Raw genomic sequence first — 14,405 nt, forward strand, 5'->3', positions numbered from 1 at the left:
TCAGCGGGCCTTCGCCACCCGGGCGCGGAGGTTGTCGCGGACGGTCGGCCACTCGTCGGCGAGGATCGAGAAGACGACGGAGTCGCGGAAAGTGCCGTCGGCGCGCCTGACGTGCCGGCGCAGTACGCCCTCGCGGGTGGCCCCGAGCTTCGCGATGGCCGCCTGCGAGCGCGGGTTGAGGTTGTCGGTCTGCAGCTTGACCCGCCCAAAACCGGACGCGAACGCGTGACCGAGCAGCAGCAGCTTGCACTCGGGGTTCACCGCGCTCGCCCACCAGCTCGGACCGTACGCGGTCCAGCCCAGGTGGATGCGCTCGTTGGTCAGATCGATGTCGCCGAGCGACGTCGTGCCCACCACGGTGTCGTCGGCGGCGAGCCGGACCGTGTACGGGAGGTGCTCGCCGCGGGTGGCGCGCTCGAGGTTGCCGGCCACCACTGCGCGCATGCCCGCGACGTCGCTCGGACGCGCGGCCGGACCGCCGCCGAAGTACGACTCCCAGACCCGCTCGTCGTCGAGCGCGGTGAAGAGCTCGTCGGCGTCGGTCTCGCGCATCGGGTCGAGGCGCACGACGTCACCGGTGAGCGGGACGGGCGCCGGAGCGCGGGCGGTCACCCCTGCGGGTGCTCGCCGTCGTCGTCGAGGTCGGCGAGGAACGCCTCCGCCTCGGCGGCGATCTCGTCGCCGGTGGGCAGGTCGTCGTCGCCGAGTGCGGGCAGCTCACGCCGGCTGCCGGCGGGGGCGTCGGCGTCGTACTGCGACTCCAGCTCGTGGACGACCTTCTGCACCAGCTCGTTGGACGCCACCTGGCTCTCGACCAGGGTGCCGACGTACGCGGCCTCCTCCTCGAGGTTGCCGACGGGTAGTAGCAGGCCGGTCACCCGGGACACCGAGCGCAGCAGCGTGATGATCGCCTCTGGATAGCGGTTGTCGGCGATGTAGTGCGGTACGTGCACCGCGAACCCCATCGCGTCGTGGCCGGCCTCGCCGAGCCGCAGCTCGAGGAGTGTCGGCGCACCTGCCGGCATGGTGATCTCGCCCTCCCACGGGTTGGGACCGGTGACGAGGTCGGGCCGGGTCGCGTGGGACGTGACGCCGAGTGGGCGGGTGTGCGGGACGGTCAGCGGGATGCCGTGCACCCCGACGGTCAGGCGAACGCCGAACCGACGGACGAGCTGGGTGACGGCCTGGCTGAACCGCTCCCACTGGGTGTCGGGCTCGGGGCCGGTGAGCAGCAGGAACTCCGACTCGGAGTCGTCGCGCACCGCATAGAGCGTGAGCTGCGGGGCGACGTACTGCTCGAAGTGGTCGTGCGCGAAGACGATCGTCGGGCGCTGTGCCCGGTAGTCGTGGAGCTGGTCGATGTCGAACCTCGCGACGACACGGTGCGGGAGTGTCGCCAGTAGGTGCTCGGCGAACCCCTGGCCGGCCTCGCCCGCGTCGATGAACCCGTGCAGGGCGTGCAGCAGGACCGGCGCTCCTTCGGTGAGCGTGTCGTCGGTGAACTCGTACAGGTCGTCGGGACTCATCGTCCTCACCCTCGTCATCGCGTACACCGGTGCCAACGACCGGCGCACGCCACCACATTCCCACAAGATCACCGCGCGGCCGGGTAGGCGGTGGCCGTGGCCGTCGCCTACCCGACAGTGACCGGCGTGCTCAGCCGACGTCGCGGCGGCGGAATCCCAGCAGGCCGGCGAGGATGAGGGCCGCCGTGATGCCGACCAGCCAGAGCAGCGGCGCAGCCGTGACGTCGCCGCCGGGCAGGCTGGGCACGTGGGCGTACGGCGAGAGGTCCATCACCCACTGGTCGAGCTGGAACACCGGGCCGAGCTCGCCGAGCAGGACGAACGCCACGAGCAGGGCCCAGCTCGCGGCGGCGAGTCGGGGCAGCAGCCCGAACAGCGCCACCACGAGACCGGTGAGCACCCAGGCCGCGGGCACGCGCACGACGGCGGCCACGAGCACGCGACCGAGCTGGTCGGCGTCGCCCGTGGTGACCGCGTGTGCCGCGCCCACCGCGAGCCCCGCGATCACCATCAGGATGGCGGTTCCCGCGAGTGCGACCGTCAGGTGGCCGGCCATCCAGTGGGCGCGACCGAACCGGGTGGCGAGCACGGGTTCGGCACGCAGTCCCGTCTCCTCCGTCCGCATGCGCAGCGCCGCCTGCACGCCGTACGCGGACGCGATGACCGCGATGATGCCGAACAGCGCGGAGATCAACGCGTCGGTGAGGCCCTTCTCGCCGCCCAGCGCGGCCACCATCTCGCGTGCCTGCGGGCTGTCGAGCAGGCCGCCGACGTTCGACGCGACGTTGCCGAACACCAGGCCCATCACGACGAAGCCCGCGGACCAGCCGATCAGCATGCCCCGGTGGAGGCGCCAGGCGAGGCCGAGCGGCCCGCTCAGTCCGCGGCCTGCGTCACCGGGTCCGAGCCGGTAGGGGAGCAGGCCCGCGTCGAGGTCGCGCCGACCGGCGAGCAGGTGGGCGGCGACCGTCGCGACGACGCTGAACACCAGGGCAATCGCGAGCACCCACCAGCGGTCGCCCGCGTACGGCCGGATCTGCTGGCTCCAGCCGATCGGGGACAGCCACGACCACGCCGTCGGCCCCTCGATGGAGCCGGTGGTGTCACCGATCGCGCGCAGCAGGTAGGTGACGCCGAGCACGGCCACGGCGATGCCGGTGGCGGCCTTGGCGCTCTTCGTCAGCTGCGCCGCGACGCACGCGACGGCCGCGAAGGAGATCACGATCGACGCCCAGGCGGCCCCGAACGCGAGTGAGCCCTCGGTCGGCAGGCCTGCGGCGATCAGACCGACCGCCGTGAGGGCGCCCAGGATGAGGGCCGTGCCCGTCGAGACGAGCATGGCCGCCGCGAGCGAGGCGTGCCGCCCGACGACGGTGGCCCCGAGCAGCTCGAGCCGGCCCGCCTCCTCCTCGGAGCGGGTGTGCCGCACCGTGATGACGATGGAGAGCACGGCCACCAGCGCGGCGAACGTGCCGCCGAGCTTGAGCAGGGCGATCGCGCCGACCGACGCCGGGTCGTAGATCCAGCCGTACAGTGCGACGAGCGACGGCGTGCCGTTCGAGGTCGCGGATGCCGCGATGCGCGCGGCGGGCGTGGTGTAGAGGTCGACGACCGCCGCGGCCGAGCCGACGGCGACGACGACGAAGACCGCGATCCAGACGGGCAGCAGGATCCGGTCACGGCGCAGCGCCAGCCGGACCAGCTTCTCGGTCCCTGTGAGTGCTGTCATCTCGACGCTGCCGCGTGCTTTCCGGCAGGCGTGCTGTCGGAGTCGTCGTAGTGCCGCAGGAACAGTTCCTCGAGCGTGGGCGGCTGGCTGGTGAGGCTCCGCACGCCGGCGGTGGTCAGCCGGCGCAGCAGCTCGTCGAGCTTGTCAGTGTCGACGTCGCAGCGGATGCGGGTGTCGTCGACGCGCAGGTCGTGCACGCCGGGCAGGTCGCGCAGCCCGTTGGGCGCGGTCGCGAGGACGGCGTCGATCGAGGTGCGGGTGAGGTGGCGCAGGTCGGCGAGCGTGCCGGACTCGACGGTCCGTCCCTCGCGGATGATGCTCACCCGGTCACACAGCGCCTCGATCTCGGCGAGGATGTGGCTCGACAGGAGCACGGTGCGCCCCTCCGCCTTCACCTCCGCGATGCACTGCTGGAAGACCTCCTCCATCAACGGGTCCAGCCCCGACGTGGGCTCGTCGAGGAGGAGGAGCTCGACGTCGGACGCGAGCGCCGCGACGAGGCCGACCTTCTGCCGGTTGCCCTTGGAGTAGGCCCGGCCCTTCTTCCGCGGGTCGAGGGCGAACCGCTCGAGCAGATCGGCCTTCCGCGCAGGATCGAGCCCGCCGCGCATCCGGCCGAGCATGTCGATGACCTCGCCGCCGGTCAGGTTGGGCCACAGCGTCACGTCGCCCGGCACGTACGCGAGCCGGCGGTGCAGCGACGTGGCCTGGCGCCACGGGTCGCCGCCGAGCAGGCTGACCTCACCGGCGTCCGGTCGGAGCAGGCCGAGCAGGATCCGGATGGTCGTGGTCTTCCCCGAGCCGTTCGGACCCAGGAATCCGTGGACTTCCCCCGTGCCGACGCTGAGGTCGAGACCGTCGAGGGCGCGGGTGTGCCCGAACGTCTTGACCAGGCCGGCCGTCGATATCGCAGGTGTCATGCTTCACAAGCTACGCTGTGTTCACAAAGTCGTGAACAGTCTTTACGCCATCTTGATACCGGGGGAGGGAGGGGTCCGATGACCGACCGAGATCACGCACCGGTCGACGACGAGGTGCGCAAGTTCGTCGAGCACGCGGGGCTGGCCCTGGCCGAGTGGGGGTTCCCGCCCATGTCGGCCCGGGTGCTCATCGCCGCGATGACGGTGCCGAGCGGGGTCGTCTCCGCGCCCGAGCTCGGCGAACGACTCGACGCGAGTCCGGCGGCCATCTCCGGGGCGGTGCGCTACCTCGGCCACCTGGGCATGCTCATCCGCGTCCCCGGCATGGGCTCGCGCCGCAACTACTACCGGATCCAGGACGAGCTCTGGTACGGCGCTGCGCTGACGAAGAACGAGGTGCTGTTCGCCCGTCTCGTCGACGTCTGCGACGAGGGCATCACGGCGCTCGGCGGCCCCGACACCGAGGCGGGGGAGCGGGTGGCGGAGATGCGTGACTTCCTCGCCTTCATGCGTGCGGAGCTGCCGGGCATGCTCGAGCGATGGCGTACCTCTCGCTCGAAGAACACTGCCAGAGAAGCATCTGGCGAGCAAAAGGAGTAAACGCTTTCACGACCGACTGTTCGGTTTCTCCTGCACGATACGTGGCCGCTCCGGCGGGGTCGCACACGAAGTGTCCTCGCGGTGCGGCCTCTGCGTACCCATGGCGTACGATGACGCGCGCTCACTATGCAGGTGAATGAAGGGTGCCCAGGATGAAGGCAGGCAAGGCGGGAGTCGGCACCTCGTCGGCTGGGAAGGTCGGCGACGAGGGGTGGTCCAGACCGCGCCGGCGCCGGCAGGAGCTGATCGACGCGGCAGCCGTCATTTTCTCTGACAAGGGATATGATGCGGCATCGATTCAGGAAATCGCCGACGCTCTCGGAATTCTCAAGGGCAGCGTCTACTACTACATCGATTCCAAGCAGGACCTGCTCTTCGAGATCATCAGCGAACGACAGGACCACACCGACGCCCTGGTCAAGGAACTGCGCCGGGCGGATCTCGACCCGCTGGGCAGGCTCCGCGCCTTCATCACCGAGCACGTCGAGGACGTCATGCGTGATCCGGTGAAGTCGGCGGTGATGTGCCGCGACTTCGAGGCGCTCACGGGGGAGCGCCGCGCCGCCGCGCTGAAGCTGCTCGACCGGCGCAACCGGTTCCTCAGGCAGCAGGTCGTGGACGGGCAGGGTGCCGGCATCGTCTGCCCCGACGTCGACCCGAACCTCGCGCTGCGAGCCGTCACCGGCATGGTCTCCTGGGCGTGGCAGTGGTCCGGCGGCGGCCGTCTCAAGCCGGCGCTGGTGGGCAACGCCCTCTCCGACATGGTCCTCGCCGGCATCACCTGTCACCCTCGGCACCACAGTGCCGGCCACCGTGCCCTGATCGGCGCGCTCCCCGCCTACGGCTAGCCTGGAGCGGTGCTGAGGGCCGCCGCGACGCTGGTGACGGCCGCCGTCGCGGTGTGCGGTGCGATGCTGTTCGTCGCTGCGCCGGTGGCCGCGGCGCACACGAGACTCGTCGGCTCGTCGCCGACGGCTGACGCCGCGGTCACGTCTCCCCTGCGGGCGGTGACGCTGACCTTCGACGAGCAGGTGCAGGAGCGGTTCGTCACCGTGTCCGTGGCGGATCCCGATGGCCGCACGGTGAGCGTCGGTGAGCCGGACGTCGCCGGCGAGGTGGTGAGGCAGCGGGTCGAGCCCTTCACATCCACGGGGCGCTACGTGGTCGGCTGGCGCGTGGTGTCGGCCGACGGGCATCCGCTGTCCGGCAGGTTCGCGTTCCGCGTGCGTTCCGGCGCGGTCGGGTCGGCGTCGCCGACCACGCGAACGGCGACCGGGCGGACGCCGTCGCCCACCCCGACGCCCCAGGCGCGAGACGACCGCCCGTTCGTGGAGCGGCACCTCGGACACATCCTGCTCGGCGGTGCCGTCGTCGCCGGCGGGGCGGCCGTCGTCGTCTGGGAAAGGCGCAGGCGTGATGATTGACGACGTGACCGACACGATCCGTACGACCGACCCGGGCGCGAGTGAGCGGCGCCGGTGGCCGTGGCCGTACGCGCTCGGCGGTCTCGCGATCGGCGTGCTCACCCTGGTGGGCGTGCTGTGGGTCGGGGGCGGCTCGCCGCAGCCGGCGCCCGCCGGACTGCCCGACGCCGGGCCGCTCGTCGGCTGGCTGCTGCCGATCGTCAGGTTCCTCACCGACGCCGCCGTCGTCGTGGCCGCGGGCACCGCGCTCACCGCCACCATGCTGCTGCCCGCCACCACCGGTGCGGCACGCACGCTCACCGCACCCGGCGTGCGCCTGGTCAGGACGGCCGGTGTGGCCGCCGGCGTCGGGGTGGTCGCAGCGGCGGCACAGATCGTGCTGACCTACGCCGACTTCCTCGGCGTACCCATCGGAGCGGCCGTCACCCAGCCGGGCATCTCGTCGTTCGTCACCGACACCGTGCAGGGCCGCGCGCTGCTCGCGCAGGTCGTGCTGATGGCGGTCATCGCGCTGGCGTCCGGCTCGGCGTCGACCACACGCGCCGGCGGGCTGATCACGGTAGCCGCCTACACCGGCATGGCCGTGCCCGCGCTCGCCGGGCACTCGGCGGCTGTGGCCGATCACACGCTCGCGCAGTCGAGCCTGCTGGTCCACGTGGTGGCCGCGGCGGCGTGGATCGGCGGCCTGGTGGGCGTCACGCTGGTCGCCGGGCACCCCGACGTACCGCTGCGCACGGCGTTCGGGCGTTTCAGCGCACTCGCGCTCTGGTGCGCGGTCGCGGTCGGCCTCAGCGGGCTGGCGAACGCCTGGGTGCGGATCGGCGGGTTCGACGGGATCGACACGAGGTACGGCCTGCTCGCTCTCGGGAAGGCGCTCGCCTTCGCCCTGCTGGTCACGGCCGGATGGCTGCACAGGAGCCGCACCGCTCCGCGGCTCGACACGACCCGTCGCCCGTTCGTCCGGCTCGCCGCGGCCGAGGTCGCCGTGATGTGCGCGGCGGTCGGCCTCGCCGTCGGGCTGTCGCGCACCCCGACGCCCGTGCCCGACGAGCCGGAGACCATGCCGACGACCGCGGAAGCGATCCTCGGCTTCCCGATGCCACCAGCGCCGACGCCGTGGCGGCTCGTCAGCGAGGCCTACCTCGACGGCTTCTGGCTGACGTTCGTGCTGCTGGCCGGCGCCCTCTACCTCACCGGCCTGCGCGTGCTCGCGCGCCGCGGTGACCGGTGGCCGGTTGGCCGTACCGTCGCCTGGTTCGGGGGGCTCGCCGCCGTGCTCGTCCTCACCAGCGGCGGGGTCGGCAAGTACGCCATGGTGTTGTTCAGCCTGCACATGGTGCAGCACATGTCGTTCAACATGGTGGTGCCGATCCTGCTCGTCCTCGGCGGCCCGATCACGCTCGCGCTGCGCGCCCTGCCCGCGCGGTCCGACGGCACGGGGCTGCGCCGGCTGCTGCTCGACTTCCTCAAGAGCCGCTTCGCGCGGGTCGTGACCCACCCGCTCGTCGCTGCGGCGATCTTCGTCACGAGCCTGTACGTCGTGTATTACACCGGCCTGTTCGACGTGCTGATGCGCGACCACTGGGGACACCTGCTGATGCAGGCGCACTTCCTGCTCTCGGGCGGCCTGTTCTTCTGGGTGCTCGTCGGCATCGACCCGGGGTCGCGGCGCCTGCCGTACCCCCTGCGTATGGTGCTGCTGCTGGTCGTCATGGCCACGCACGCGTTCTTCTCCGTCGCGCTGATGTCGTACGGACGCATCATCGGGAGCGAGTACTACGCCCTGCTCGACCGGCCGTGGGGCGCGGACCTGCTCACCGACCAGCGGCTGGGCGGCGGCATCGGGTGGGCGTTCGGCGAGATCCCTGTGCTGCTCGTGCTCGGTGCCCTGTTCGTCCAGTGGGTCGCCGCCGACCGCCGCCGCGCCGCCGCGTACGACCGCGCCCTCGACCGGGCGGACGCGGAAGCCGAACGCGCCCGCCGCCGCTCCTGACGCCCGCCGGCGTTGATCAGGTGAAGCCCTGAGGACACCGCAGGAGCGAACCCGTGAGGGGCACCCTCACCGTGCCCCGACACGGTGAGGGTGCCGTTCACGTGTTGCGGCCGTGAGGTGACCGGCACCACGACCGGGTCCACCCTTGTCACCCGCCCGGGGTCGCCAGCCGGCTGCTCAGTGCTGGCCGGGGCCGGGCGTCTGCTCGTTGCGCTCCTTGAGTGCGTCGCGGATCTCGGTGAGCAGCTGGATGTCCTCGGGCGGAGCGGCCGGCGACTCGCCGCGGCTCACCCGCGCGCGCAGGCTGTTGATCGGCAGCACGACGAGGAAGTAGATGACGGCGGCGACGAGGATGAAGTAGATCATCGCGGAGACGAGCCCGCCCCAGTCGAAGGCGACGCCGTTGACGACGAACCTGCCGCCGACCTTGGCGCCACCGGTGATCAGCGTGATCAACGGAGTGATGAACCCGTCCACCAGGGCCGTCACCACGGTGGTGAACGCGGCCCCGATGACGATGCCGACGGCCAGGTCGACGACGTTGCCGCGCATGACGAAGTCGCGGAAGCCCTTCATTGGTTCCCTCCTGGGACGGATGCGATCCAGGGAGGACCCTACCCGCGGCCGGTGGGGAGTCCGGTCAACGGAGGGTTACCGACAAGCGCGAGCCGGCGGCGCTGCGCGTGAGCGCCGCGGCCTGCTCGGGTGTGGTCGCCACGACCACCAGGGTGCCGCTGGCGGCACCGGTCTCGGTCGCCGGTTTCGACACCACCCGGACGCCCGCCGCGACCACCTTGGCGGGACCGGTGGCGTCGAGCCCGCCCGCCGTGCGGACGGCGAGGATGTCGACGAGGGCGCCGGGACGCAGCAGCGCGGCCACTCCGGGATCGGCGATGCGCACCGGGGTGCCGACCCTGCCCTCGCCGTACGCGGCGAGCGACGCGCCGACGAGCCGGACGTCGGTGAGCGGTTCGCCGCGCCGGACCGGGGCGGCGAGCACCTGGCCGACCAGCTCCGCGTCGTCGGTCACCGTGCCGTCGGGAACGGCGTCGGCGGGAAGGTCGCGGGTGGTGAGGTCGGCGGCCTGGAGGTCGGCGCCGGCAGACAGGTCGGTGGCCGCGACGATCACCGACGTGGTGGGCGGTGGTTCGGGACGCAGCGCGGTCAGGGCGAGCGCAGTCGCCGCGGCCGCCAGGCCGGCCGCGAGCAGCCGGCGGTGCCGCGCGACGGCGCGGCGCAGGTCGCGGAGACCGGACGTGGCACGAGGAGGCATGAGGTCACCTCAGGGCAGCTCGAACGGGAGCGGAAGACCGGCGAGCGCGTCGCCGCACCCGCACGCGCGATCGGCGGGCAGGGCACCGATCGTCTGCCGGACGAGCTCGCGCAGCCGGTCGAGGTTCTTCTCGAACACCCGCAGCACCTCGGCATGTGTGACGCCCTCGCCGGTCTCGACGCCCGCGTCGAGGTCGGTGACCAGCGCGATGCCGGTGTAGCAGAGTGCGAGCTCGCGGGCGAGTGCCGCCTCGGGCAGCGCCGTCATGCCGACGGTCGACCAGCCCTGCGCGGCGTACCACTGTGACTCCGCGCGCGTGCCGAACCGCGGGCCCTCGATGATCACGAGTGTGCCGCCGTCGACCGGCGCCAGGCCGGCGCCGCGCGCGGTCGCGACCACGGTGGACCTGCCCTGCGGGCAGAACGGGTCGGCGAACGAGACGTGGACGGCGCCGCCCTCCTCGTAGTAGGTCGACGCCCGGCCCGACGTGCGGTCGACGAGCTGGTCGGGCACGACGAGCCCACCGGGGCCGATCTCGGGTCGCAGCGAGCCCACCGCTGCCGGCGCGACGACCTGGCGCACGCCGAGCGAGCGCAGGGCCCAGAGGTTGGCCCGGGCCGGGATGCGATGCGGCGGGAAGCGGTGGTCGCGGCCGTGACGCGGGACGAACGCGACCGTGCGTCCGCCGACAGTGCCGACGGTGAGCGGATCGCTCGGCTCGCCGTACGGCGTGTCGACACGGACCTCGGTGGCGTCGTCGAGGAACGAGTAGAAGCCGGTGCCGCCGATCACACCGATCTCGGCGGCCGGAGTCGTCGCGGAAGTCGTCATGCCGGCGACGTTAGCGGAGCCGGGGGGTGGGTCGGACGGCTGTCCACAGCCCGATCCGACGTGACCTGACGACGGGTCAGGACGAGGCGGCCTTGGCCGTGCTCGGGTTGCTCGTCGACGAACCGGTCGAGCCGTTCGAGCCCGAGGAGGACGAACCGGACGAGGACGAGTCGGACGAGGACGACGAGCCGGAGGAGCCGGAGTCGCTCGTCGAGCCGCTCGAGGAGTCGCTCGACGTGGTGCTCTTCTCCTTGGTCGAGTCCGAGCCGTTCGTCTTGCTCGACCCGTTGGTCTTCGCCTTCTCGCGGCTGTCGGTGCGGTAGAACCCGGAGCCCTTGAAGACGACGCCCACGGGCTGGAACACCTTGCGGAGACCGTCAGCACCACACGAGGGGCACCGCACGAGCGAGTCGTCGGTCATGCGCTGCACGACCTCGAGCTGCGTGGCGCAGTCGGCACACGTGTACGCGTACGTCGGCACAGATCCTCCAGGCAATCGAGGCGCTGGCACTCCGCGCCTACGACTGCCAATCATACTCACCCGCGCGAGTGCCTGCACGCTGCCGCCGCGTCCCGCCCGACCGCGGCCCGCCACGGCTGGGGTCCCCGGTGGTGATCCCGGTCCCGCCTGGGGTCCCCGGTCGTGGCGCCCACCCCCATCGGGGTCCCCAGCGGGTGTCTAGGCCCCGGCTGGGGACCCCAGGGTCGTCGCGGCTGCGCCCGGCGCACGCGGTGCTACGCTAACCGTTAGAGAACGGATCGTTCACTAACGTGCTGAGGCGTGATCATGGTCGACCCGCCGTTCGTGGTCCCGCTCGCCGGCGTCGGCCGCGACGACCTCGACCTCGCCGGCGGCAAGGGCGCGAACCTCGGCGAGCTCGTCCGCCACGGGTTCCCGGTGCCCGGCGGGTTCGTCGTGACCACGCGCGCGTACGCCGTCGTCGTCGACGGGGCCGGGCTCGGCGAGCGCATCGCCGCACGCCTCGCCGCCGGCGAGGACGACGGGGCGGGCATCCGCGCCGACGTCACCGCGGTCGCCGTCCCCGACGAGCTGCGCTCGGCGATCGCCGGCGCGTACTCCGACCTCGGCGGCGGGCCGGTGGCCGTACGCTCCAGCGCCACGGCCGAGGACCTGCCGGGCGCGGCGTTCGCCGGGCAGCAGGACACCTACCTGAACGTCATCGGGGCCGAAGCGGTCGTCGACGCCGTGTCGCGGTGCTGGGCGTCGCTGTGGACCGAGCGCGCGATCGCGTACCGGCGTCAACGCGGCGTCGACTCCGGCGACGTCCTGATCGCCGTCGTGGTGCAGCGCATGGTCGACGCCGAGAGCGCGGGCGTCATGTTCACCGCGAACCCCGTGACGGGCAGGCGCGACCAGATCGTGGTCGACGCGAGCACCGGACTCGGCGAGGCGGTGGTCTCGGGTCTCGTCACGCCCGACCACTACGTCCTGGACCGCAGGGGACGGGTCACGGAGTGGACGCCGGGGCGTCGCGAGGTCGTCATCCGCGGGTCCGCCGGCGGTGGAGTGACCCACCGCACGGACGAGCAGGAGGGCGGCCGCGTCCTCACCGACGCGTCGCTGCGCGAGCTGGCACGACTCGGCACGGTCGTGGCGTCGCACTACGGCCGGCCGCAGGACACCGAGTGGGCCGTCGCCGAGGGCAGGGTCTGGCTCGTGCAGGCGCGGCCGATGACGGCGCTGCCGCCTCCGCCGCTGCGGCTCGGGCCCCTGCGACGCCGCATCGCCCCGGTGCTGCTCGACTACGTCACGTCGCGGCCGTACCCGATCGACATGACCACCTGGGTGCCGTACGGGCCGGTCGGCATGATGGAGGACGTGCTGCGCGATGTCGGCCTGCGACAGTCGTTCGCCGACATGCTGCCCGAGACCGACGGCGTCGTCGACAGGTTCGTCCCGCCGGTGCCGCGACCGGCACCGCGGCTGCTCACCGCACCGTTCCGCATGCTGCGCAAGGCGAGGCGGTTCGACCCGGCACGGTGGACCGACGACCCCCGGTTCACCGACCTCTGCCGGCGGGTCGAGGTGCAGGCCGCCCGCGACCCGGCGGCGATGGCGTGGCCCGAGCTGGTCCTGGCGCCGCGCGAGGCACTCGACCTGGTACGGCCGATCACCGACCTGCGGACCGACTACCTGCCCGGCTTCGCCGTCGGCATGGCCAGGCTCGTCGTGACGCTGCTGCGCCTCGGGCGCCATGACCTCACCGCCGACCTCGCCGTCGGCGCCCCAACGCTCACCGAGGCGGCCAACCGTGCGCTGGGCGACCTGGCCGACATGGTGCGCGACGACCCGCACCTGCGCGCGCGGTTCGCCGAGCTCGACGGCGAACGGCTCGTCGGCGCCGTCCGCGACGAGCCCGACCTCGCCGCCTTCCGCGAGGCGTTCGCGACGTTCCTCACCGCGTACGGCCATCGCGAGACGGCCAGTCCCGTGCTCGTCTCGCCGCCGACGTGGGGCGAGGCTCCCGAGGTGGTGCTCACCCTGGTCAAGGCGCTCGTCGACCGGCCGCCCGAGCCGGCGCCGGACACCAGCAGGTCCCAGCGGGCCGTCGAGCGCTTGCTCGAGCACCGCGCGCTGCGCAACCCACGCAGGCGCGCACGCGTGCTCGCGACTGTCGACGCCGCGCGCGCCGGCATCGCGTTCCGCGAGGACTCGCACTTCCACTTCACCCGTGCGCTGCCGATCCTGCGCCGGACACTGCTCGAGATCGGGCGCCGCCTGCGCGAGGCCGGCGTCCTGCGCGAGACCGACGAGGTCTTCCACCTGCGTCTGGACGAGATCGAGGCGATCCGTGACCTCGACGCTCTCGGCGAGCAGGCTCGTGAGCAGTTGCGGGGGCTGGTGGTCGCCAGGGCGGCGAAGCGGGAGGAGCTATCCGGCGTACGCCTCATCGACCTCAGCGCGGTGTTTCCTCCAGGCACAGGCCCTGAGGGCACGGCTGACGGCGAGGCCGTCGTGCGCGGCGCCTCGGCGAGCGGCGGCTCGGCGACGGGACCCGTCCGGGTGGTCATGGACGTCGCGGACTTCGGCAAGCTGCGCACCGGTGACGTGCTCGTCTGCCCGTACACCAACCCGGCGTGGACACCGTTGTTCCGGCTCGCCTCCGCCGTGGTCGTCGACTCGGGCGGGATCGGCTCGCACGCGGCGATCGTCGCGCGGGAGTACGGCATCCCGGCCCTGATGGGCACCGGCAGCGGTACCGCGGCGCTGAGCGACGACCAGGTTGTGACGGTCGACGGCGACGCGGGCCGGGTCACCCTGGCCGAACCGGAGGTCTCGCGGTGACAGCACGACCGGGCGTCGACGAGGCGATCGACCACCGCAAGCGGCCGCGGCGGCGCGGCGCCGCCCTCAACGAGGCCATCTTCGCGGCGGTGTTCGCGGAGATCGAGGACCACGGCTACCCGAGGTTGACCATGGAACGCGTCGCCGAACGCGCCCGCGCGAGCAAGGCGTCGCTGTACCGGCGCTGGCCGACCCGGGTGCAGCTGGTGATGGACGCCGTCTACCACCACCTGCGCCCGCAGCGGCACGCGTTCGACACCGGCAGCCTGCGCGGCGACCTCCTCATGGCACTGCGCTCCGCGGCCGAGATGCTCGCAGGCCCGCTGGGCGAGGCGTTCCAGGGGGTGCTGAGTGAGGTGCTGCGCGACAAGGAGCAGGCGGCCGTCGTCCGCGGTTGGTCACGTGGCTCGGGTGTGCGGACGATGCGGGAGATCACCGACCGCGCGGCCGAGCGCGGCGAGGTCGACTCACGTGCCCTCACCCCGCGGCGGCTGGAGGTGGGTCAGGCCCTGCTCCGCCACCACTTCCTGTTCCATGGCCCCGACATCGCCGACGACGTGATCGTCGACATCGTCGACGACGTCCTGCTGCCGCTGTTCCGTGGTCGAGCGGTCGAGCGGGGTACCGGGGGATCACACCCGTGAGCGGCACCCTCACCGGACCAGGGAGGCTGTTGCGCTTTGGGGTCCGGTGTGGTGATGGCGTGACTATGGGGAGGATGTGTGAGTCGGGGGGTGTGCCCGGGTCATGCTGGCTGGGTGGTCGCTGTGCTGGTGGTGAAGAGGCGCCGCAGGTTGTGTAC

14 protein-coding genes and 1 pseudogene are annotated in these 14,405 nt (G+C 72.4%); 6 read left to right on the forward strand and 9 right to left on the reverse strand.

Annotated features, from left to right (window positions below; genetic code table 11):
• The 4 genes from GEV10_22435 to GEV10_22450 all read right to left on the reverse strand — a co-directional run bounded on the left by GEV10_22435 (position 1) and on the right by GEV10_22450 (position 4,175).
• The gene (locus GEV10_22435) at positions 1–552 is read right to left on the reverse strand and encodes a GNAT family N-acetyltransferase (GenBank protein MQA81207.1); all 552 of its coding nucleotides are present in this window, start codon (positions 550–552) and stop codon (positions 1–3) included.
• Positions 553–608: 56 nt separating this feature from the next.
• Positions 609–1,526 (reverse strand): PAC2 family protein, encoded by a 918-nt coding sequence (locus tag GEV10_22440; protein ID MQA81208.1) that lies wholly within the window; start codon positions 1,524–1,526, stop codon positions 609–611.
• Positions 1,527–1,656: 130 nt separating this feature from the next.
• Positions 1,657–3,255: an ABC transporter permease gene (locus GEV10_22445; GenBank protein ID MQA81209.1), complete on the reverse strand. Its 1,599-nt coding sequence runs from the start codon at positions 3,253–3,255 to the stop codon at positions 1,657–1,659.
• Positions 3,252–4,175 carry an ATP-binding cassette domain-containing protein gene (locus tag GEV10_22450; GenBank protein MQA81210.1) on the reverse strand — a complete coding sequence of 308 codons (924 nt, stop codon included), beginning with the start codon at positions 4,173–4,175 and terminating at the stop codon, positions 3,252–3,254. Before GEV10_22450 ends, GEV10_22445 begins: the two co-directional genes overlap by 4 nt.
• A 78-nt stretch (positions 4,176–4,253) precedes the next feature.
• Here GEV10_22450 and GEV10_22455 point away from each other — a divergent pair, with 78 nt between their 5' ends.
• The 4 genes from GEV10_22455 (at position 4,254) to GEV10_22470 (ending at position 8,192) form a co-directional block, all read left to right on the forward strand.
• Positions 4,254–4,775 carry a MarR family transcriptional regulator gene (locus tag GEV10_22455; protein ID MQA81211.1) on the forward strand — a complete coding sequence of 174 codons (522 nt, stop codon included), beginning with the start codon at positions 4,254–4,256 and terminating at the stop codon, positions 4,773–4,775.
• Positions 4,776–4,927: 152 nt separating this feature from the next.
• On the forward strand, positions 4,928–5,623 hold the full coding sequence (locus GEV10_22460; protein ID MQA81212.1) for a TetR family transcriptional regulator: 696 nt from the start codon (positions 4,928–4,930) through the stop codon (positions 5,621–5,623).
• A gap of 9 nt (positions 5,624–5,632) precedes the next feature.
• The gene (locus tag GEV10_22465; protein ID MQA81213.1) at positions 5,633–6,199 is read left to right on the forward strand and encodes a copper resistance protein CopC; all 567 of its coding nucleotides are present in this window, start codon (positions 5,633–5,635) and stop codon (positions 6,197–6,199) included.
• Positions 6,189–8,192, forward strand: coding sequence for a hypothetical protein (locus tag GEV10_22470; GenBank protein MQA81214.1), 2,004 nt, complete (start codon positions 6,189–6,191; stop codon positions 8,190–8,192). Before GEV10_22465 ends, GEV10_22470 begins: the two co-directional genes overlap by 11 nt.
• 177 nt (positions 8,193–8,369) lie before the next feature.
• On the opposite strand, the gene mscL is transcribed toward GEV10_22470, so the two are convergent.
• From mscL to GEV10_22495, 5 genes and pseudogenes are all read right to left on the reverse strand, one after another.
• Positions 8,370–8,768, reverse strand: coding sequence for a large conductance mechanosensitive channel protein MscL (gene mscL / locus GEV10_22475; GenBank protein ID MQA81215.1), 399 nt, complete (start codon positions 8,766–8,768; stop codon positions 8,370–8,372).
• A 64-nt stretch (positions 8,769–8,832) separates the two neighbouring features.
• Positions 8,833–9,465 (reverse strand): Flp pilus assembly protein CpaB, encoded by a 633-nt coding sequence (cpaB, locus tag GEV10_22480; protein MQA81216.1) that lies wholly within the window; start codon positions 9,463–9,465, stop codon positions 8,833–8,835.
• Between the two features lie 9 nt (positions 9,466–9,474).
• Positions 9,475–10,296, reverse strand: a complete 822-nt coding sequence (locus tag GEV10_22485; GenBank protein ID MQA81217.1) for an S-methyl-5'-thioadenosine phosphorylase — start codon at positions 10,294–10,296, stop codon at positions 9,475–9,477.
• 76 nt (positions 10,297–10,372) lie between these two features.
• Positions 10,373–10,777 carry an FmdB family transcriptional regulator gene (locus GEV10_22490; GenBank protein MQA81218.1) on the reverse strand — a complete coding sequence of 135 codons (405 nt, stop codon included), beginning with the start codon at positions 10,775–10,777 and terminating at the stop codon, positions 10,373–10,375.
• Between the two features lie 145 nt (positions 10,778–10,922).
• Positions 10,923–11,010 (reverse strand): annotated as a pseudogene (locus tag GEV10_22495) (ligand-binding protein SH3).
• Between the two features lie 73 nt (positions 11,011–11,083).
• On the opposite strand from GEV10_22495, the gene GEV10_22500 reads away from it, so the two are divergent.
• Positions 11,084–13,603, forward strand: a complete 2,520-nt coding sequence (locus GEV10_22500) for a phosphoenolpyruvate synthase (GenBank protein MQA81219.1) — start codon at positions 11,084–11,086, stop codon at positions 13,601–13,603.
• Between the two features lie 26 nt (positions 13,604–13,629).
• Positions 13,630–14,247: a TetR family transcriptional regulator gene (locus tag GEV10_22505; GenBank protein ID MQA81220.1), complete on the forward strand. Its 618-nt coding sequence runs from the start codon at positions 13,630–13,632 to the stop codon at positions 14,245–14,247.
• Positions 14,248–14,405: the final 158 nt, after the last annotated feature.

It is taken from the genome of Streptosporangiales bacterium (assembly GCA_009379955.1).
GTDB lineage: Bacteria > Actinomycetota > Actinomycetes > Streptosporangiales > WHST01 > WHST01.

What these genes read in the sequence shown, in the direction of transcription:
- GEV10_22435 (MQA81207.1), bottom strand. Translation starts at nt 552, where the DNA reads ATGCGCGAGACCGACGCCGACGAGCTCTTCACCGCGCTCGACGACGAG.
- GEV10_22440 (MQA81208.1), bottom strand. Translation starts at nt 1,526, where the DNA reads ATGAGTCCCGACGACCTGTACGAGTTCACCGACGACACGCTCACCGAA.
- GEV10_22445 (MQA81209.1), bottom strand. Translation starts at nt 3,255, where the DNA reads ATGACAGCACTCACAGGGACCGAGAAGCTGGTCCGGCTGGCGCTGCGC.
- GEV10_22450 (MQA81210.1), bottom strand. Translation starts at nt 4,175, where the DNA reads ATGACACCTGCGATATCGACGGCCGGCCTGGTCAAGACGTTCGGGCAC.
- GEV10_22455 (MQA81211.1), top strand. Translation starts at nt 4,254, where the DNA reads ATGACCGACCGAGATCACGCACCGGTCGACGACGAGGTGCGCAAGTTC.
- GEV10_22460 (MQA81212.1), top strand. Translation starts at nt 4,928, where the DNA reads ATGAAGGCAGGCAAGGCGGGAGTCGGCACCTCGTCGGCTGGGAAGGTC.
- mscL (MQA81215.1), bottom strand. Translation starts at nt 8,768, where the DNA reads ATGAAGGGCTTCCGCGACTTCGTCATGCGCGGCAACGTCGTCGACCTG.
- cpaB (MQA81216.1), bottom strand. Translation starts at nt 9,465, where the DNA reads ATGCCTCCTCGTGCCACGTCCGGTCTCCGCGACCTGCGCCGCGCCGTC.
- GEV10_22485 (MQA81217.1), bottom strand. Translation starts at nt 10,296, where the DNA reads ATGACGACTTCCGCGACGACTCCGGCCGCCGAGATCGGTGTGATCGGC.
- GEV10_22500 (MQA81219.1), top strand. Translation starts at nt 11,084, where the DNA reads ATGGTCGACCCGCCGTTCGTGGTCCCGCTCGCCGGCGTCGGCCGCGAC.